The following is a 2,977-nucleotide window of genomic DNA, read 5'->3' as shown; positions in this document are numbered from 1 at the left end:
GAACGACACACGGCGATCAGCTCGTTCGCCATGATCAGCGATGGCGCGGATTGGGACGAGGAGGATTGTGGCTGGCAGGTGGTATCGGAACGGGGACAAACTGAACTGATAGGCGAGCGCCAGCCTGATCCGTCCTGAGAAACGCAGGAGAGGATTTCTTTCTCATCCCAAGCTGGCAGCGAGGCGGCCGGTGCAGCGTGACCGGCCCGATCACGGTTAAGCATTGAAGTGCTTACGCATTGAAGTGTTGAAGCGCACGAGCATTGAAGCATTTACGTGTTCTGACAGAGCCAGACCCAGCCGATATTTTCTGCCTTGATTCGCCAGGGCGCAGTATCTTCAGCCTCCTTTGCGATACGTTGTAAACGCCGTGACATGGCCGCAGCCAGATTTCGCCGGCCGGCGAGCAAGCAGAAGGAGCATCAGGAAGCCCGCCGCTGGGTTTCCCCCTACGAGCTGGTGATGGTCGACGAATTCCAAGATGTCTCCCGGGCCCGCGCGCGGCTGACGCGGGCGTTGGTTCAGTTATCTTCTGCAGCAAATGTGTTGCTTGCCCATTCGATAAATGCACGCAACCGAGGGGACGGCAGCCGGGTACGCGTATACACAATATTGACCGGGCTGGGCAATGGCGGAAAGAGCTCCAGCAATGGGATGAGCTTGCCAGTAGCAAAGTAGTCATCCAGCCGGTAGCGCGGAGCCTGGATGATGCCGAAGCCGGCAAACGCAGCACCGACATAGGAATCCGCACCGCTGACCCGCACGCGCGTGGGCAAGGTGACATGGCGGACGCGCCTTTCGTGCTGGAACTCTAGCGGCAGCAACGCACCGATGGCGGTGGATTTGAAGCCGACCATCACATGGCCGTCCCCCTGGAGGGCGTCGATGTCCGTCGGCGTGCCGTGCCGTTTGCAGTAGTCCGGCGAGGCTGCCGTGGCCTCGGCCAGCAGCGTCAGGCGGCGTGCGATTAGGTCGCTGTCGCGTAACTTGCCTACGCGGACGGCGCAGTCCACGCCTTCGCGCACCAGGTCGACATAACGATCGCCTTCGCTGACGTCCAGCTCGATGTCCGGATAGGCGTCCAGGAACGCGGGAAGCCGGGGAAACAGCAGGAGGCGCGCCAGCGTGCCGTGCACCTCGATACGCAACGGCCCGCGTGGGCGCGTATCGCGGAAGGCGCCTTCGGCATCCTCCATATCGGCAATCAGACGCAGGCAGCGGCCGTAGAAGACCTCGCCTTCCAGCGTGGGCGTGACCTGGCGCGTGGTCCGCTGCAGCAGCCGCACGCCCAGGCGTGATTCCAGCGCCTTGATGGCATCAGTGACCGTCGCCCGTGGCAGCGCCAAGTCGTCCGCAGCCCGGGTGAAGCTGCGGCGCTCCACGATCCTAGCGAAGACCCGCATGGCGTCGAAGCGGTCCATTGTCCGGATTTCCGAATGGTGTTCGCGGATTCTGCCAGATTATCCGAGTGTCACAAATGGATAAGGTCTCTCCGCCGCCAATCCGGCGGTCCACTCGAGACCTCCCTCATGAACACGCAAACGCATTCCCGTCCGGTCGCCATCGTCACTGGCGGCTCCCGCGGCATCGGCGCCGCCATCTCCGAACGCCTGACCGTCGATGGCTACGCAGTGGTCATCAACTATGCCGGCCGGCGCGACGACGCCGTGGCCTTGGCGAGCCGCCTCATTGCCCAAGGCGGCGAGGCCGTCGCCCTACAGGCCGACGTCAGCGATCCGGTCGCGGTGCAGCGGCTGTTCGACGCCACCGAGGCCCGCTACGGCGGTGTCGACGTGCTAGTCAACAATGCCGGTGTCATGGACTTGGCGCCGGTCGCCCAGGTCGACGATGCCGCCTTCGACCGACTGGTCGCCATCAACCTCAAGGGCAGCTTCAACTGCATGCGTGAGGCAGCGCATCGCCTGCGTAGCGGCGGCCGCATCATCAACTTCTCCTCCAGCGTGATCGGCTTGCGCCTGGAAACCTACGGCGCGTACTCGGCCACCAAGGCGGCGGTGGAAGCGCTCACCACTGTGCTGTCCCGCGAGTTGCGTGGGCGCTCGATCACTGTCAACGCCGTAGCGCCGGGCCCCACCGCCACCGACCTGTTTCTAGAGGGCAAGTCGCCCGAACTCATCGAACGGATGGCCAAAATGAACCCGCTCGAACGTCTGGGCACGCCGGCCGACATCGCCGCGGTCGTGTCCTTCCTTGCCGGCCCGCAGGGCGGCTGGATCAATGGCCAAGTCATCCGCGCCAACGGCGGCATGGTCTGAAACTTGCTGCACGGTCGAAGGTATCAGCCAGGGAGCCATGCGAAAATCAATCAATACTTCAATACTTCAATACATCAATGCGCAAGCACTTAAGTGCTTCACTCTGAAACAGGTATCCCTTCGCGACCGAGGATGGCGACAATCTCGTTCAACTGGTCCGCACCCCACTCTGGCGACTGACCCAGCACCGCGGCGATATCTTCGAGTGCAGCTTTGTAGTGTTCGCGCCTTGTGGCCACCTGAGAGGCAGGCTGGGCGGGCGCTGCCTGCTCGCCTAAGTCGTCGACCAGATTCTCAAGCTCGATCAGTGCATCATCCACCAGGCTCTGCACAGGGGCGGTGGTTTCGTGGGTCATTGGCTCTTCTCCTTCAGCTTGCTCACCGTGGCGATGGTGCTGCACGGCATTCGGTTTGACCGTGCGTGCAGCAGGTACAAGCCAAGCTATCGCGTGTTGAAGGAATCCCAAGCTGTGACGAGTGCCAGCTATGGTGCGGCTAGCCGATGATGTCGTGAGCGTTGACGCATTGAAGCGCTGAAGCAAGGAAGTACTCGCGCATTGATTCGTTGAAGCATTGACGTGTTGAATTGGGATTCTCCGGGCCGCAGGCATCCTGGGTGCACACTGCACAGGAGGTCATTCCATGAAACCTGATCAACTCCACACGTTCCTTAAACTCTGCTCGATAGCCGGCCCGGTGCT

General features: G+C 62.0%; 4 protein-coding genes and 1 pseudogene. 2 read left to right on the top strand and 3 right to left on the bottom strand.

The annotated features are described in order from the left end of the window. Positions 1–375: 375 nt before the first annotated feature. Positions 376–477, top strand: a pseudogene (locus BMY22_RS25490) (hypothetical protein); the annotation flags it as partial. A 44-nt stretch (positions 478–521) separates the two neighbouring features. On the opposite strand, the gene BMY22_RS23020 reads toward BMY22_RS25490, so the two are convergent. Beyond that, a complete protein-coding gene (locus BMY22_RS23020) occupies positions 522–1,421 on the bottom strand; it encodes a LysR substrate-binding domain-containing protein (protein ID WP_089169994.1) in 900 nt (299 codons plus the stop codon). 108 nt (positions 1,422–1,529) lie between these two features. Between BMY22_RS23020 and BMY22_RS23015 the strand changes: the two genes are divergently transcribed. Further along, entirely contained in the window at positions 1,530–2,276 is a 747-nt protein-coding gene (locus tag BMY22_RS23015; RefSeq protein WP_090625629.1) for an SDR family oxidoreductase, read from the top strand. Between the two features lie 98 nt (positions 2,277–2,374). Here BMY22_RS23015 and BMY22_RS23010 read toward each other — a convergent pair whose 3' ends face one another. Further along, the gene (locus BMY22_RS23010) at positions 2,375–2,632 is read right to left on the bottom strand and encodes a hypothetical protein (protein WP_090625628.1); all 258 of its coding nucleotides are present in this window, start codon (positions 2,630–2,632) and stop codon (positions 2,375–2,377) included. A gap of 139 nt (positions 2,633–2,771) precedes the next feature. Further along, positions 2,772–2,977, bottom strand: a 206-nt coding sequence (locus tag BMY22_RS24760) for a hypothetical protein (protein WP_208599386.1), incomplete at its 5' end; no start/stop codon positions are given.

It is taken from the genome of Azotobacter beijerinckii (assembly GCF_900110885.1).
In the GTDB taxonomy this organism is placed as follows: Bacteria; Pseudomonadota; Gammaproteobacteria; order Pseudomonadales; family Pseudomonadaceae; genus Azotobacter; species Azotobacter beijerinckii.
Note: the sequence above shows the minus strand (reverse complement) of the source record. Positions and strands in the feature narration are given on the sequence as shown.

Bases quoted from the DNA above. Each gene is read 5' to 3' on its own strand.
- BMY22_RS23020 (WP_089169994.1), bottom strand. From the start codon at position 1,421: ATGGACCGCTTCGACGCCATGCGGGTCTTCGCTAGGATCGTGGAGCGC.
- BMY22_RS23015 (WP_090625629.1), top strand. From the start codon at position 1,530: ATGAACACGCAAACGCATTCCCGTCCGGTCGCCATCGTCACTGGCGGC.
- BMY22_RS23010 (WP_090625628.1), bottom strand. From the start codon at position 2,632: ATGACCCACGAAACCACCGCCCCTGTGCAGAGCCTGGTGGATGATGCA.